Origin of the sequence: Herbaspirillum sp. RTI4, assembly GCF_034313965.1 — a bacterium.
Classification (GTDB): Bacteria; Pseudomonadota; Gammaproteobacteria; order Burkholderiales; family Burkholderiaceae_D; genus Herbaspirillum.
This window is the reverse complement of record NZ_JAVIWQ010000002.1, coordinates 2,714,857-2,729,977: the sequence shown is the minus strand read 5'-3', so window position 1 is coordinate 2,729,977 and position 15,121 is coordinate 2,714,857. Positions and strand designations below refer to the sequence as shown.

7 protein-coding genes are annotated in these 15,121 nt (G+C 59.9%); all 7 read left to right on the top strand.

What is annotated here, in order from left to right:
- The first annotated feature begins 3 nt into the window (after positions 1–3).
- The 7 genes from treS to RGU70_RS12075 all read left to right on the top strand — a co-directional run bounded on the left by treS (position 4) and on the right by RGU70_RS12075 (position 15,114).
- The gene (gene treS, locus RGU70_RS12105) at positions 4–3,507 is read left to right on the top strand and encodes a maltose alpha-D-glucosyltransferase (RefSeq protein WP_322209650.1); all 3,504 of its coding nucleotides are present in this window, start codon (positions 4–6) and stop codon (positions 3,505–3,507) included.
- 3 nt (positions 3,508–3,510) lie between these two features.
- On the top strand, positions 3,511–5,844 hold the full coding sequence (gene glgB, locus RGU70_RS12100) for a 1,4-alpha-glucan branching protein GlgB (protein ID WP_322209649.1): 2,334 nt from the start codon (positions 3,511–3,513) through the stop codon (positions 5,842–5,844).
- Positions 5,841–7,985, top strand: coding sequence for a glycogen debranching protein GlgX (gene glgX, locus RGU70_RS12095; RefSeq protein ID WP_416186516.1), 2,145 nt, complete (start codon positions 5,841–5,843; stop codon positions 7,983–7,985). The genes glgB and glgX overlap by 4 nt, the downstream gene beginning before the upstream one ends.
- Positions 7,986–8,205: 220 nt before the next feature.
- The gene (gene treZ, locus RGU70_RS12090) at positions 8,206–10,056 is read left to right on the top strand and encodes a malto-oligosyltrehalose trehalohydrolase (RefSeq protein ID WP_322209647.1); all 1,851 of its coding nucleotides are present in this window, start codon (positions 8,206–8,208) and stop codon (positions 10,054–10,056) included.
- Positions 10,053–12,287 carry a 4-alpha-glucanotransferase gene (malQ, locus tag RGU70_RS12085; protein WP_322209646.1) on the top strand — a complete coding sequence of 745 codons (2,235 nt, stop codon included), beginning with the start codon at positions 10,053–10,055 and terminating at the stop codon, positions 12,285–12,287. The genes treZ and malQ overlap by 4 nt, the downstream gene beginning before the upstream one ends.
- A complete protein-coding gene (treY, locus tag RGU70_RS12080) occupies positions 12,284–13,891 on the top strand; it encodes a malto-oligosyltrehalose synthase (protein ID WP_322209645.1) in 1,608 nt (535 codons plus the stop codon). The genes malQ and treY overlap by 4 nt, the downstream gene beginning before the upstream one ends.
- Complete coding sequence (locus RGU70_RS12075) at positions 13,888–15,114, top strand: hypothetical protein (protein ID WP_322209644.1); 1,227 nt, start codon at positions 13,888–13,890, stop codon at positions 15,112–15,114. Before treY ends, RGU70_RS12075 begins: the two co-directional genes overlap by 4 nt.
- The last annotated feature ends 7 nt before the right edge of the window (positions 15,115–15,121 follow it).

Here is a 15,121-nt window from a genome sequence, read left to right as displayed (position 1 = left end):
GCCATGAATACACGCATCGATACCCCCGGCATGCCACTAGCCCTTGAGGATAAGCACGAGGAGAGTGCGCCATCGCACGCTCAGGCTGACACCCAGGCGCGCATAAAATCCAGCGCAAAAGCCAACGCAAAATCCAGCGCAAAACCGAGCGCCAAAAAGTTACCCAAGCAGATCGCCTTTACCGACGATCCGCTCTGGTACAAGGACGCGGTGATTTATCAGATCCACATCAAATCCTATTCCGACGCCAATCACGACGGCATCGGGGACTTTGCGGGCCTGATCGATAAACTCGATTACATCTCCGGGCTGGGCGTCAATACCATCTGGCTGCTACCGTTTTATCCCTCGCCCCGGCGCGACGACGGCTATGACATTGCCGATTACAAAGGCGTCGATCCCGATTACGGCAGCATGGCCGACGCCCGTCGTTTCATTGCCGAAGCGCATGCGCGCGGCTTGCGCATCATCACCGAACTGGTCATCAACCATACCTCCGACCAGCATCCCTGGTTCCAGCGCGCGCGCAAGGCCAAGCCGGGTTCGGCCGCCCGCGATTTCTACGTCTGGGCTGACGATGACAAGGGCTATGACGGCACCCGCATCATTTTTCTCGATACCGAAAAATCGAACTGGACCTGGGACCCGGTGGCCAATGCCTATTTCTGGCATCGCTTTTATTCGCATCAGCCGGACCTCAATTTCGACAATCCGCAAGTGCTCAAATCGGTGCTGGGCGTGATGTCGTTCTGGCTCGATCTGGGGATTGACGGCCTGCGTCTGGATGCCGTGCCTTACCTGATCGAGCGCGAAGGCACTTCGAATGAGAACCTGCCGGAAACGCATGACATTCTCAGGAAAATCCGCGCCCATCTCGACTGGAAATACCCTGATCGCATGCTGCTGGCCGAAGCCAATATGTGGCCGGAAGACGTGCAGCAATATTTCGGCGAGAGCGACGAATGCCACATGGCTTTCCACTTTCCGCTGATGCCGCGCATGTATATGGCGCTGGCGCGACAGGATCGTTTTCCCATCACCGATATCCTGCGCCAGACGCCGGATATCCCCGCCGATTGCCAGTGGGCCATCTTCCTGCGCAATCACGACGAACTGACGCTGGAAATGGTGACGGAAACCGAACGCGACTATCTGTGGAATTTCTACGCCTCCGACCGTCGCGCCCGTATCAATCTCGGCATACGGCGGCGTCTGGCACCGCTGCTGGAGCGCGACGGCCGTCGCATTCAGTTGCTCAACAGCTTCCTGCTGTCGATGCCCGGCACGCCGGTCATTTATTACGGCGATGAAATCGGCATGGGCGACAACATCCATCTGGGCGACCGCGACGGAGTGCGCACCCCTATGCAATGGACCCCTGATCGCAACGGCGGATTTTCGCGCGCCGATCCGGCCTCGCTGGTATTGCCTCCCATCATGGATGCGCAATACGGTTTTCAGGTCATCAATGTGGAGTCGCAGAACAGCGACCGTCACTCCCTGCTGAACTGGATGCGGCGCATGCTGAGCGTGCGCAAGCAGCATCGGGCATTCGGTCGCGGAACACTGAAACTGCTGTTCCCGAGCAACCGCAAAATACTGGCCTACCTGCGCGAATTCACCGATCCGCACACCGGCGCAGTCGAAACCATTCTGTGCGTGGCCAATGTGTCGCAGAGTGCGCAGGCGGTAGAACTCGATTTGTCGGCCTTCGCCGGCCGCATCCCGGTCGAAATGCTGGGTGGCACTGCCTTCCCGCCAATCGGGCAGGGCAGTTACCTGCTGACTTTGCCGCCCTACGGATTTTTCTGGTTTGCGCTGGCCATCGAAGCCCATATGCCGACCTGGTTCTCGCCGACACCGGAACCGCTGCCGGAACTGTTCACACTGGTGATCCGGCAAGGCGTGGACGACATGCTCAAGGCCGCGTCGCGCACGATTCTGGAGCAGGAAGTGCTGCCCAGCTATTTGCCCAAGCGGCGCTGGTTTTCCGGCAAGCAGCAAAAACCGGCGCACGCGCACATTGCGCTGGCCACCGTGTTGCCGCTGTCCAAATTACTCCCCGGCGCATTGCCGATTCTGCTCACCGAAATCGAAACCTCGGGCGCGGAGGGGGCAGCGCGTTATCTGCTGCCGCTGGGCTTTATCAAGGAAGAAGACACCGTCACCGCCTTGCCGCAGCAACTGGCGCTGGCACGGATTCGTCGCAACAGTCACATCGGTTTGCTGACCGATGCGTTTACGCTCGATTCGTTTGCCATGACCATGGTGGAACTGACCATGGCCCGCACCAAACTGCCAACCGAGGACGGCGTGCTGCACTTTGTTCCCAGCGATGCCTTTGCTGTCATGACAGTGCCGCAGGAACTGGCGATGCGGCGCATTTCCCTGGAACAGTCGAACAGTTCGCTCGTCATTGGCGACGAGATCATGCTCAAACTGATTCGCCGCCTCCATACCGGCATCCATCCTGAAATCGAAATGGGGCGGTATCTGACCGAACACGGCTATGCCAATACCCCGGCCACGCTGGGCGAAGTCAAACGCATCGCCGCCGATGGCACGCCCACCACGCTGGTGGTGTTGCAACAATTCATTCACAACCAGAGCGACGGCTGGCAATGGACGCTCGATACGCTGGAGCGCGCCATCCTGCAAGAAAATGCCGGCATGGTCGATGCAACGCTGGCGAATTACGCCGATGGCGACGGTGTCCTCGGTGAGCTGGAGCATGGTGCCGCCTTGCTGGGGCGACGGCTCAGTGAATTGCACACGCTGTTATCACGTCCTACTTATGATCCGGCGTTTTCTCCTGAAATTGCGACCATCGACGATGCAGCCGACTGGACCGACAAGGCCTGTGCGCAAGTCAATGCGGCGCTGGATATTCTGCACAGCACACAGGACTGGGCCGACAGCGAAACTGCCCGTGTTGCGCAAGCTCTGGCAGCGCGCCGCACCGAGTTATTAGGGCATATCGGGCAACTGGCGACTGCCGGAATCGGCTCCCTGCGCATCCGCTTGCACGGTGACTTGCATCTGGGTCAGGTGCTGGTTTCTTCCGGCGATGTGTATTTCATCGATTTCGAGGGCGAACCCTCGCACACGCTGGAGCAGCGCCGTGGAAAAAATAGTCCTCTGCGCGATGTGGCGGGCATGTTGCGCTCGTTCGAATACGCCGCCGCGTTTGCCAATAGCATAGGCCCGGCCGACTTGAGCGAAGCCGCTCAGACGCATAAGAAAAACGTGCTGGCGTCGTTCACGCCCTTATGCCAGTTGGCTTTTTTGGATGCCTACTATAAATATCTGGAAACGGATTTCAGCACCGTTTCCGATGTTCTTATGGCGCAGCGGAAAGCCTTGCTGGATTTATTCATCCTGGAAAAAGCCGCCTATGAGATTTGCTATGACGCCGCCCATCGTCCTGCGTGGTTGCCGGTGCCGCTGAGTGGCATGAAACGCATAGTCGAACGCTTGCTCGATGGCCTTGAACCGGCGGAAGGATAATCCATGCCAATCAAAACTCCTGGCACCGTATCGCTCGCTTCGGTGGAGGCCGCGCTGACCGACGCCTTGCTGCAAGGCCATCTTGGCGATCCCTTCGCCTTGCTGGGCGCGCACCCGATACGGCAGAAAGATGGCGAGCATGACGTTCGCATCTGCAGCTTTCAGCCTGGCGCAGCGGCAGTGCATGTGCATTCTGCAAAAAAGCCCGCGCATCGTCTGGCGACCCTGAAATCGCAAGAGGACAGCAGCGGCGCGTCCGATGGTTTATTTACCGGCACGCTTAGCCTGCCGGATAAAGCCAGCGGTGGCGCACGCTATCTGCTGCACGTGGAATGGCTCGATGCGCAGGGCAAGCTCACCACGCAAGTGACGGAAGACGCCTATGCCTTCGGTTTGCTGCTGAGCGACTTCGATCTGCATTTGCTGGCGCAGGGCAAGCATAGAGAAATGGGCCGTTGTCTGGGTGCGCAATCGCTGGTCATTGATGGCGTGGCGGGGACCCGTTTTGCCGTCTGGGCGCCGAATGCGCGGCGCGTCTCGGTCGTCGGCGATTTCAACTCCTGGGACGGGCGACGGCATGGCATGCGCTTGCGACCGAATGCCGGTGTATGGGAAATTTTCCTGCCGCGCATCGGCCCCGGCGCAGCGTATAAATATGAAATGCTCGGGCCGGACGGCAGCTTGCTGCCGCGTAAAGCCGACCCTGTAGCGCGCGCTACCGAAATACCACCGGCCACAGCCTCGATCGTGGCCGACAACCTCGCCTTCGACTGGACCGACCACGACTGGCTGGCAGCACGCCCGCAGCGTCAGGCACGCAATGCGCCTTTATCGATTTACGAAGTGCATCCCGCTTCCTGGATGCGTATGGCGGAGCAAGGTCATCGTTCGCTGGACTGGAATGAACTGGGCGAGCGCCTGATTCCCTATGCCAGGGAACTGGGCTTTACCCATCTGGAACTGATGCCCGTGATGGAGCATCCCTTCGGCGGTTCCTGGGGCTATCAGCCGCTGTCGCAATTTGCGCCCAGCGCCCGTTTCGGCTCGCCTGAGGATTTCGCCCGTTTCGTCGATGCGTGTCATGCCGCAGGACTGGGGCTGATCCTCGATTGGGTGCCGGCGCATTTTCCCGCCGATCAGCATGGTCTGGCGCTGTTCGATGGTACGGCGCTGTACGAACACGCCGATCCGCGCGAGGGTTTTCATCCCGACTGGAATACGCTGATCTACAACCTCGGGCGCAATGAAGTGCGCGGTTTTCTGATCGCCAGCGCCTTGGAATGGCTGGAGCATTTCCATATCGACGGCTTGCGGGTTGATGCGGTGGCCTCGATGTTGTACCGCGATTACAGCCGCAAATCGGGCGAATGGGTGTCTAACAAGTATGGCGGTCGGGAAAATCTGGAAGCCGTGAGTTTTTTGCGCGAGTTAAATCAGACCGTGGCGGAACGCTGTCCCGGTGTGCTGATGATCGCCGAAGAATCGACCGCCTGGCCCGGCGTCAGTGCAGCGGTAGAGCAGGGCGGACTAGGGTTTTCGTATAAATGGAATATGGGCTGGATGCACGATAGCCTGCGCTATATGGGATACGACCCCCTGTTTAGGCAGTACCACCATCAGGATTTCACGTTCGGGCTGGCCTACGCCTTTTCGGAACGGTTTGTGCTGCCGATTTCGCACGATGAAGTGGTGCATGGCAAGGGTTCGCTGCTCAGCAAAATGCCCGGCGATGAAAGCGAAAAACTGGCCAATCTGCGCGCCTATCTGGGTTTTATGTGGACGCATCCGGGCAAGAAACTGCTGTTCATGGGTTGTGAACTGGCGCAGCACAAGGAGTTCGACCACGATGCTTCGCCGCAATGGGAACTGCTGGACGATCCGCGTCATCGCGGCGTGCAGTCGCTGGTGCGCGATCTGAACCATCTCTACGCTGCCGTTCCGGCGCTGCATCAGAGTGATGATCTGGCGGAGGGCTTTTGCTGGGTGGTGGGCGACGATCAGCACAACAGCGTCTTTGCCTGGTTGCGCTATGGCGAGGGTGGGATTGACGCCGCGCCGCCGGTGCTGGTGGTGGTCAATATGACCCCGGTGCTGCGTGCCGGATACCGCATTGGTGTGCCGGAAATTAATGGCAAATCGGGTTTCTGGCGCGAATTGCTCAATACCGATGCGGCTATTTACGGCGGCAGCAATCAGGGTAATCAGGGCGCGGTCGCGCTGGAACGCACCGCCTCACATGGCTATCCGACGTCGCTGCAACTGCTGTTGCCGCCGCTGTCGACCATCGTTTTGCAATGGCAAGCGCACGCCGTTTTTAGAAAAGGGAACGCCGTATGACATCAATGAACTTTCCGCCGCATTTATCAGCAGGATCGGCCGCGCCGCTGGGCGCAAGCTCGGATGGCTTGGGGGTGAACTTTTCCGTTTTTTCAGCGCATGCAGAAAAAATCGAGCTGTGCATTTTCGATGCCAGCGGTCGTCACGAATTGCATCGCTATGCGCTGCCCGAATGCACCGATGAAATCTGGCACGGCTATCTGCCGGATGCCGTTCCCGGCATGGTCTACGGCTATCGCGCCTATGGCCCGCATGAGCCGTCGCAGGGGCATCGTTTCAATTCCAACAAACTGCTGCTGGACCCCTACGCCAAGCGCCTGATCGGTACCCTCCGGTCGGCGGAGGCGGTGTATAGCTATCGGTTTCGTTCTGCCCGCGCCGACCTGAGTTTCGATCGCCGCGACAGCGCCTGGGCAATGGTCAAGGCCGTTGTGACTGAGGACAATTTCAAGTGGGGCAGCGATACCCTGCCGCAGGTGCCTTGGGCCAATACCGTGATTTATGAAGCGCATGTGCGTGGCATTTCCAAGCAGCGTGAGGATATCGCTGCGCCTGAACGCGGCACTTTCGCCGCACTCGCCAATCCGCGCTTCATCGAGCATTTGCAAAAGCTGGGCGTGACAACGCTGGAGCTGATGCCGGTGCATTCTTTCGCGCAGGATGCCTTTTTGCTCAAGCGCCAACTACGCAATTACTGGGGCTATAGCACCCTGGGATTTTTCGCGGCGGAACCGCTGTATCTGGCTGCGGGCGATCCCAATGAGATGCGCATGGCGATTCGACGTCTGCATAGCGCCGGCATCGAAGTGATTCTGGACGTGGTCTATAACCACACCTGTTGCGGCAATGAACTGGGGCCGACACTGTCGTTTCGCGGCCTGGATAATGCCAGTTACTACCATCTGTCCCCCGACGATGCGCGTTATTACGACGACAGCACCGGCTGCGGCAACACCCTCAATCTGGGTCATCCGCGCGTGTTGCAGCTGGTACTCGATTCGCTGCGTTACTGGGCGCAATCCTTTCATGTCGATGGCTTTCGCTTCGATCTCAGCACCGCGCTGGGACGCGATCATCAGAGCTTTGATGTGAATGCCGGTTTCTTCAAGGCGGTTTTGCAAGACCCCGTGCTGTCGCAGCTGAAACTCATCGCCGAGCCGTGGGATCTGGGTGCCGACGGCTATCAGCTGGGCCAGCATCCGCCCGGTTTTGCCGAATGGAACGATAAATTCCGCGACGGCATGCGGCGCTTCTGGGCCGGCGATGCCGGGCAGCGCAGCGAATTCGCCGGTCGCCTGCTGGGTTCGTCCGACCTGTTCGATCATCGCCACCGCAAGCCCTGGGCCTCGATCAATTACCTCGCCTCGCACGATGGCTTCAGCTTGCGCGATCTGGTCAGTTATGCGGGCAAACATAACGAAGCGAACGGCGAGGAAAACCGCGACGGTACCGACAATAATTGCAGCGCCAACTGGGGTGTGGAGGGGGAGACCGACGACCCTCTGATTCAGGCGGTGCGCGATCAGGTGCAGCGCGCCATGCTGGCCAGCGTGTTTCTGGCGCAAGGCACGCCCATGCTGTTGGCCGGCGATGAGTTTCACCGCACGCAGGGCGGCAATAACAATGCGTATTGCCAGGACAACGCCCTGTCCTGGGTGGACTGGAACGAGGCCAAAACACCGCGCGGCAAAGAACTGATTGCCTATGTGTCGCGCTTGACGGCCATCCGGCGCGAATTCGCTGTCCTGCAATCGGGCGGATTTTTGCATGGCACGAACGAGGTAGCGCCGGGCATACCCGACGTGGCGTGGTTCGATGAAAAAGGCGATCCGGTGTCGGACGACGATTGGGACAACCCGGAGGCGCGTGCTATCGCGGTACAACGCGCCGGCCCGGGAGTGGGACAGGGGCAGGGAAATACCGATCTGGTGCTGATGTTCGTCAATGCCGATAGCGCGCCGATTGAGTTCAGTTTTCCTATGCCGCCGCGGCCGCATCATTTATTGCTTGATAGCAGTCTGGGTAACGGTGTCCCCGCAAAAAGTGCGCGACATCTGCCGGACACCACGACCTCCATCACCGTACCGGCGCACGGCGTGATGGTGTTCGCCAACCGACCCTTGAGGCGCGATGATGATTAGACAATACCTGGGACACTTGATTAAGCGATTACGCGGCGCACTCACCCGGCGGCGAGGTTTGCCGCACTCCATCGCAACGGCATTGTTTATGCCCCTTTTCCAGTCGGCCTTAGTGTCGACTTTTACGCTTGTTCAGAGACTTTCTCGGCGTACATGCATTTCCCCCTAGCCGCATTTAATTTTTTGCGGCGACGGCTCACTCTCTCCCAAGGAGGAGATTATGAATCAGCATTTCTCTTATTCTTTACCGTTCGGTGCGCAATTATTGTCACCCGATCGCACCTATTTCCGCCTCTGGGCCCCGCTGGCACGCGCTGCCTGGGTCGATATCGAAGGCGGCGCGCATATCGCCATGCCGGAAGATCCCGATGCCGACGGCTGGTTTGCCGTCGAAGCTGTCTGCCGTGCAGGGACGGCCTATCGCTACGTTCTGAGCCTGACCGATGGCACGAAAGTCACGGTGCCCGATCCTGCTTCGCGCGCGCAGCGCGATGACGTGCATGGCCCTAGTGTGGTGGTCGATGACAGCGCCTACGTCTGGCAACATCCTGAATGGCAGGGGCTTCCCTGGCATGAGACGGTCATTTATGAATTGCATGTGGGCGCGATGGGCGGCTATGACTGTGTGCGTCAACGCTTGCCGGAACTGGCCGCGCTGGGCATTACGGCGGTGGAACTGATGCCGGTGGCGGATTTTCCCGGCTCGCGCAACTGGGGTTACGACGGCGTGTTGCCGTTTGCGCCGCACGCCAGTTACGGCACGCCGGATGAATTGAAAGCCCTGATCGACACCGCGCATGGACTGGGCATGATGGTTTTCCTTGATGTGGTGTTCAACCATTTCGGGCCGGATGGTAACTATCTCTCTTTGTATGCCAAGCCCTTTTTCAGTCAGGAAGCGCCGACCGAATGGGGCGACACCATCGATTTCAGTCGACCGGAAGTCAGCAATTTTTTCATGCAGGCCGCCTTGCACTGGGTCCACGATTATCGTTTCGACGGTTTGCGACTGGACGCTGCGCAGGCGATCCGGGAGCAGGACTGGTTGCCGCGCTTGAGCCGCCGACTGCACGAGTCGGTTCCTGCCTCGCGGCATCTGCATCTGGTGCTGGAACATGAAGGCAATGCCGCGCATTTGCTCGACCGCAGCAAGTTGCATGAAACCGCTTTCGACGCGCAGTGGAACGATGACGGCCATCATGTGCTGCATGTGCTGCTGACCGGCGAGCAAGACGGCTATTACAGCGATTTTGCCGAGGATGCCGCTGAAAAACTGGCGCGCTGTTTGCGGGATGGATTTATCTATCAGGGCGAACCCTCTGCCTATCGCGGTGGCGTGGCGCGCGGCGAACCGAGTGCGCAATTGCCGCCGACCTCCTTCGTCTTGTTTTTGCAAAACCACGACCAGATCGGTAATCGTCCTTGCGGCGAACGACTGACAACGCTGGCGCATCCGGCCGCATTACGGGCGGCGCAAGCCTTGCTGTTGCTGTCGCCGCAGATTCCGCTGTTGTTCATGGGCGAGGAATTCGGAGCGCGTCAGCCATTTTTCTATTTCACCGACCATGCCAATGAGGCGCTGGCGCAGGCGGTGCGCGAGGGTCGCCGCCGCGAGTTTTCCCGCTTTCCGCATTTAGCCGCAACGGCGGTCAACGACCGCATGCCGGATGTGAATAATCTGGCCAGTTTCGTGGCGTCCATTCCCCATCGGACACCGAGCGATGCGTCTGAAAATGCGCTCTGGCACAGCTGGACGCAGCGCTTGCTGGAAATCCGCAAGGCACGCATCGTGCCGCATCTGGTGCATGCGAAGTCCTTATCGGCCAAGGCGCTGGCAGTCGCGGCAGTCAACGCTCGCTGGCGATTGGGTGACGGTACGGTATTGAACATCACCCTCAATCTGGGGGCGGCAGCACAGCCGCAAGTGCTGGACGATCTGCTTGGTTTGCGTGGAGCCGAGATCTTGTTCGACAGCGGCGGCACACTGGATGCGCTGGCCGAAGGCAATCTGCCGGCGTATTCGATACTGGTTTTGCTGGAAGCAGCCGATGCCGAAGGGAGAAGGGAATGAGCCGTAATCCACAACCCTATTTACAGCGACTGGCGCAGGCTGCCGGTTTGTATAGCGACTGGATCGACGCTTTCGATCAGCCGCAGCAAGTTGCGGATGAATCCTTGCGCACCATTCTTTCGCTGATGGGCCTGGCCTGCGGCAGCGAGGCGCAATGTCAGGATAGTTTGCGGCGTCTGGCGGCAGAAGAGGCGGCCAGTCCCTTGCCGCCACTGATGACCGCCACCGTGGGCGAGATGGTCAGTTTTGGCGCGAAACCGCAACTGGCCGGACTGCACTACCGCCTGGAACTGGCCTCGGGCCAGCTGCTGCATGGTTGTTTTGCGGACGACACCGGACAAGTCGCTAACCTGCCGGCCATCAACGAATGCGGTTATCACCGTTTGCAGACGGATTTGTTTGAACTCACGCTGGCGGTCGCGCCGCGCCGTTGTTTCGGCGTGGCGGATGCGATCCGGGCCGGGGCGCAGGGGGATTTCCATTGGGGCGTGTCGGCGCAGATCTACGGAGTGCGCAGTCATGGCGACGGCGGGATTGGTCACTTCGGTGGGCTGGATAAGCTGGTAAAGCAAGCCGCGGGCTACGGCGCGACGGCGCTGGCAATTTCGCCGGTGCATGCGATGTTCGCCGCCGATCCTTCCCGCTACAGTCCGTATGGACCGTCGAGTCGATTGTTCCTCAATGCCTTGCATGTCGATCCCGCTGCGGCGATGGGCGCGCCGGCCTTGGCGCAGGTGTTATCCGAAGCCGGTGAGGAGGCGTGCGCATTGCACGCGGCACTGGAACAAGAACCTTTGCTGGACTGGGCCAGGGCAACGCCGCACAAGCTGGCTTTGCTGCGTCGTCTGTATGAGAAATTCTGCCGGCAAGCACCGGCGCAAGCACTCGATGCCTTCGATGAATTCAGCCGTCGCGGTGGCGCGGCATTGCGCTCGCACGCCTTGTACGAGGCGCTGAGTCTGCATTTGCGCGCCGAAGACCTTGATCTGCCTTGTGACTGGCGGGTATGGCCGCAGGTGTATCGACAGCCGGATTCGCCCGAGACACTGGCCTTCGGGCTGGCGCATGCGGATGAAATTCGCTTCCACCAATTTTTGCAATGGCAAGCGGCCTGCGGTTTGTCGCAGGCGCAGCAAGATGCGCTGGCGGTGGGCATGGGCGTCGGCATCATTACCGATCTGGCCATCGGTGCGGATAACGGCGGCAGTCAGGCATGGGCGCATCAGGAGGAAATTCTTCAGGGCCTGTCGGTCGGCGCGCCGCCCGATCTGCTCAATACCCGCGGCCAGAACTGGGGCTTGGGCGTGCAGTCGGCGCGGGCCATGCAGCAAACCGGCTTTCGGGCGTATCTGGATATGCTGCGGGTGTGTTTTGCCCACGCCGGCGGGGTGCGTATCGATCATGTGCTGGGTCTGGCGCGGATGTGGCTGGTGCCGGAAGGCGGCGATGCCACGGCCGGGGCTTATCAGCGCTATCCGGCGCGTGATTTGCTGCGCCTGATTGCACTGGAATCGTGGCGGCATAAAGCGATTGTGATTGGTGAAGATCTGGGAACGGTGCCGGCCGGTTTCGGCGATCAGTTGGCCGAGGATGGTTTGTACGGTATGCGCGTGCTGTGGTTTCAGCATCAACTTCAGCATCAACTTCAGCATAATTTTCAGCACCAATTTCAGACTAAACCGCAGCAGGTATTTTTGCCGCCGCAACAATGGTCGACGCAGGCAATCGCCGTCACTACTACGCACGATTTGCCCACCGTTGCCGGCTGGTGGAGCGGGGTGGATCTGGCGTGGCGCGCCACACTGGATTTGCTGGAGCCGGGTGTGAGTCTGGAGCAGGCCAGTCAGGTTCGTGACGCCGAACGCGCCAGTTTGTGGAGGGCGTTTGTACAGGCCGGTTGTGCAGCGGGCGATGCGCCTTTGTCGTCGGCAGACAGCGCGGCCGTGGTAGATGCCGCGCTGGTGTTCGTTGCGCGTAGCGCTTCTCCGCTGGCGATGTTGCCGTTGGAAGATTTGCTCGGCTTGACTGAGCAGCCGAATCTTCCCGGCACCGTGGGCGTTCATCCCAACTGGCGGCGTCGCTTGCCCGAGGTCGAGAGCTTGCTGCAAGGCTCCGTTTGCGCGGCGCGCTTGAAGGCAGTGCAGCGCGTCCGGCAAAGTCTGTCGGGGCATTCCGGTGTTTCCTCCGCCCAGAATGCAGGGTCGGACTACAGGAAAGAGAGCCCGGCATGAGTACGCTGCGTGCGACGGCACGATTGCAATTGCATAAGGAATTCACGTTCGACCATGCCGCCGCGCAGGTCGATTATTTCGCCGCGCTGGGTATCAGCCATTTTTATGTGTCGCCGATACTGAGCGCGCAACCGGGGTCGCGGCACGGTTACAACATTGTCGATCCGAGCTGCATCAATCCCGAGCTGGGCGGGGAGCCGGGTTTGCAGCGACTGGTGGAGCGGCTGCACGCCAGAGGCATGGGCCTGATTGTCGATATCGTGCCGAATCATCTGGGCGTGGGACGACATAATCCGTGGTGGCAGGATGTATTGCGCTGGGGCGCGTCCAGTCGTTATGCGCGCTGGTTCGATATCGACTGGCATTCGCCCGACACCATCTTGCGCGGCAAGGTGCTGCTGCCGTTTCTGGGACGCAGTGACGAGGACGTCTTGCAGTCGGGAGAAATACGGCTGGTGTTCGATGCCGGGTTGGGACAGTTTTTTTTCGATTATGGCGAGCAACGCTTTCCGCTCGCGCCCGATAACTATGCCGACGTTCTCGAACAGGCCGGGTCGTCGATCTTGTCTCCGGCCTTGCTGGCGTCGCTCGATATTGTGGAGGGTATCGGCATTGAAGAGCGGCAAGTACTGGCCGACAGTGCCTTCGCCTTATTGCGCGAGCTGAGCGCTAATCCAGCGGGACTCGCCGCCATAGAAACTGCCCTGAGCGCGTTTTCTCCTGCGCTGCTTGACGGAGCATCTGCGCTGCGGGATTTGCTGGCGCGTCAACATTACTGTCTTTCTCATTGGATCAATGCCGGGGATGAGATCAACTGGCGACGTTTTTTCGAAGTCAGCGAACTGGCAGGCGTGCGTATCGAGGAGGAGGGTGCTTTCGAGGCGATGCATGCGGTTCTGTTCCGGCTGGTGGCGGCGGGCTGGATTGATGGCGTGCGCATCGATCATATCGACGGGCTGGCCGATCCTGCTGCCTATTGCCTGAAATTGCGTGCGGAACTTGTCGCCCGGATGCCGCAACCGGCAGGTGCAAAAGAATCGCACACAGAGCTGCGCGCACCTTATCTGATTGCGGAAAAAATTCTGGGGCCGGAGGAGGAGTTGCGACCCGGCTGGCAGCTTGACGGTACGACCGGTTACGAATTCATGGATCAGGTCAGCGCTTTGCTGCACGATGCCGCCGGTGAGGCAGAACTCAATGCGATCTGGCAGGAAACCGGTGGCGGGATGTCTTGTTCCACTGGAGTGGAGGACGTGCGACGTCGTTTTCTGAGCAGCAATTTCGCCAGTGAATTCAATGCACTGGTGCGGGCGCTGCACGCTGTGGCGCTGGCCGATGGTGCGACGGCGGATACCTCGCTCATGGCGATTCATCGCACCTTGACCGAGTTGCTGGTGGCGTTTCCGCTATACCGCACTTATGCGGACGTCCATGGCCGCGATGCGGTCGATCAGTGCGTGATGGACGCGGCAGTCAAGCGGGCGGCTGCGCGCATTTTGCCGGTGGATCAGCCGGTGCTGGCCTTGCTGGAGCAATGGCTGGGGGGGCGGCACCGAGCGATATCGAGGACAAGCATAGCGCCGATTTGCGCTGGCGGGCGATGACACGTTTTCAGCAACTGACACCGCCGCTGGCAGCGAAGTCTTCCGAAGACACGGTGTTTTATCGGTATGGGCGTTTGCTGTCGCGCAATGAAGTCGGCTCCGATCCGGCGCAACTGGCGCTGTCGGTCGAGGCTTTCCATGCGCAGGCCAGCCAACGTCAGATGCGGCTGCCGCAGACCATGCTGACTACCGCGACGCATGACCACAAGCGCGGCGAAGATGCCCGCATGCGGCTGGCGGTATTGAGTCAGATTCCCGAGAGCTGGCATGCGCAATGGCAGTGCTGGCGGCTGTTGAATGCGGTGCATACGCGTCCCTTTGGCGATGTGGACGGGATTTCCGCTACCGATGAAATGATGCTGTATCAGACCTTGATCGGCGCATGGCCCATCGGTCTGGACGCCAGCGATCACGCCGGGGTTGCTGCACTATGCGAGCGGGTGGCGCAATGGCAGCAGAAAGCCTTGCGCGAAGCCAAGCAGCAATCGTCCTGGATGCAGCCCGATCTGGCGTATGAAGCGGCCTGTCAACATTTTCTGGAAGCGATTTTAGAAGTGCATCCGGAGAATGTATTTCTGGCCGGACTGAGTGCCTTCGTGGAGGAAATTGCATCTGCGGGCGCGCTCAATAGTTTGTCTCAGACCTTGTTGCGACTGTGTTCGCCGGGTGTACCGGATTTATATCAGGGTACGGAGTGGTGGGATGTCAGTCTGGTCGATCCCGACAACCGGCGGCCAGTCGATTTTGCGGCGCGGCAGCGCAGCTTGCAGGAGCGACAGGGGCAAGTGATGACTTTACGCGGCTGGCGCGAGGGTTTCTGCAAGCAGCAATTAATTGCGGCGGCCTTGCTTTATCGGCAGCAGATGCCGTCCTTGTTTGCGCAGGGAGAATACCTGCCGCTGACCGTGGTGGGGCCGATGGCGCGGCATGCGCTGGGCTTCATTCGACGGCAGGGCGAGGCGGCGGCGCTGGTGGTGGTTTCGCGTTTTTCGGCTGGGTTGGTGCTGGAGGGACCCATGTCGGCCGACGACGTCATGCCGCTGATTCCGCCGACGCAGTGGGGCAACAGCGCTTTGCTCTTGCCAGCCGCACTGCACGGGGCAGGGAGCTGGCGTAGCGTACTGACTCAGAGTGGATTACCGATGGCGGGAGGGGATCGATTGCCTCTGAGCGAGGTCTTTGCCACGCTGCCGGTCAATTTACTGCGATTCGATCTTGCGTGAATCTCAG